The 1668-nt window shown below is 58.3% G+C and carries 1 protein-coding gene; it reads right to left on the reverse strand.

Annotation, left to right across the window (positions count from 1 at the left end; all coding sequences use genetic code 11):
* Positions 1-1551: 1551 nt before the first annotated feature.
* On the reverse strand, positions 1552-1668 hold a 117-nt coding region (locus tag GV044_RS15380), incomplete at its 5' end, for an ATP-binding protein (protein WP_159872470.1).

Genomic DNA, 1668 nt, shown 5'->3' on the forward strand with positions numbered 1-1668 from the left:
TTATGAGGCTCTAAACGCGCGGATGTCCATCTTGGCCATGGGCTCGCCCATGAGACCGTATACGTTGACGCAGACTGATCAGAACGTCCAATCACCCTACTTGCAAACGGGGCGGGCCATACGTTCATGTGGGCTCCGGCCCTTCCGGAGCCCAGCTTGCCACCCGCGGAATGACATTAAGTGGCCTTAACAGCCCTCACCGGGTGATCTTGGTTCTTTGTGGCTTTCGCCCTCCGAACTGGTACGGGACATAGATCCCGTCCCGGAGCAGTGGCCAAGCTAAATGCCACGGCATGACGTCAGTGTGGTTCTCACGCCAGTGCGAGGCCAGAACTGCAGCTAACGCGTCGGCTACACGGTACCCACATTCGGGACACATGATCGTGTTTGCAGATGGTCGATTGAGCAAAGACATGCTTCGACACTGCTGAGCCGACCTGCACGCAGCATGAAGATTGCGCATGTTCGACAAGAGCCCGTGCAGGGCCTGAGACCGGTCGAGTTGAGAGATCGGACAGACGGCGTGAGACGCTTCAAACATGCGACTGGGCGAACATACGACGTGAGCGATCGCATTATCATTGCCGATCATTGTAATCGGCCCATCTAGTTAAAAAAACGGCGACCCCTGGGGTATCAGGAGGTCGCCGCATAGTTGTCAGGACTCAACAAGAGCCCCTCGGGTCGCACCGCGACTATACACGGCCGGCACCGTCGGTGAATGGTCGTTCGTCGCGCGGTGCCGCATCTTCGTCGATGTTGGTGTGCCGGGCGTGGAGAGTATTACCCTTCAGGTAAATCGTGATAACGTGGTTGCAAAATGTTAAGTCTGTGGCGCGCAGACAAGAACGGCGGCGCCTCGGGGTCTTGAGGTCGCCGCCGCATAGTTGTCCAGACTTTCACGAGTCCTTCGGGTCGCACCGGAGACACTAATGCAGATCAAGCCGGCGCACTATCACTTAGGTGATATTGCGTCGGTACGGTCGCGTACGGAAGTGCTCTGGCGACGTAGCTCGATCGGTAGAGCACGGGCTCCACATTCGAGACTGCAGGTTCGAATGGGCCTCGTCGGGATCAGGCCTAATTCCTCGTTAAGCAATCCAGAGTAGGCGTCTGATCTCGAGGAGCCTATGACTCAAGCTGAGATCAACCATAAGAACACTTGGCAGCCACTAAGCGTAGACGATGCTGCGCGTCTGCTCGATCCTTTCTTGCGTTGCACAGATTGCCACGGTTCTGTTTACCTGATGCGAGACTATACCGCGGAGCGGCGCAGCAGGTTCGTTCACCGCCGATCATTCGCCGGTTGCGGCCAGAGCGTCGGTGGAGTTCCCAAGCGTCACCCAGTTGCACTCACCTGACGGCTTCGCAGGTTAGAGTGTCAATCGGCGCGCAAAAGGGACCCCTTATCGGCGTCCAAAAGGGACCCCCTTGCGGAGCAGCGTGACAGGTATGACAGACGCAGCATTCGCGCTGCTTGCGGCGTAGGGAGGGCGTAGCCCGACCGGAGGCGCGAGCAGCGCGAGGCATCTTGTCGGGGGTGTCGGAGCGTCAGCTACGGTGTTTGAAGCGCCAGCTGTCGTTGCCGGTCTCGATGACGTCGCAATGGTGGGTGATGCGATCAAGCAGCGCAGTGGTCATCTTCGGGTCGCCAAAAACGGTCGGCCA

Source organism: Novosphingobium sp. 9U, assembly GCF_902506425.1.
GTDB lineage: Bacteria > Pseudomonadota > Alphaproteobacteria > Sphingomonadales > Sphingomonadaceae > Novosphingobium.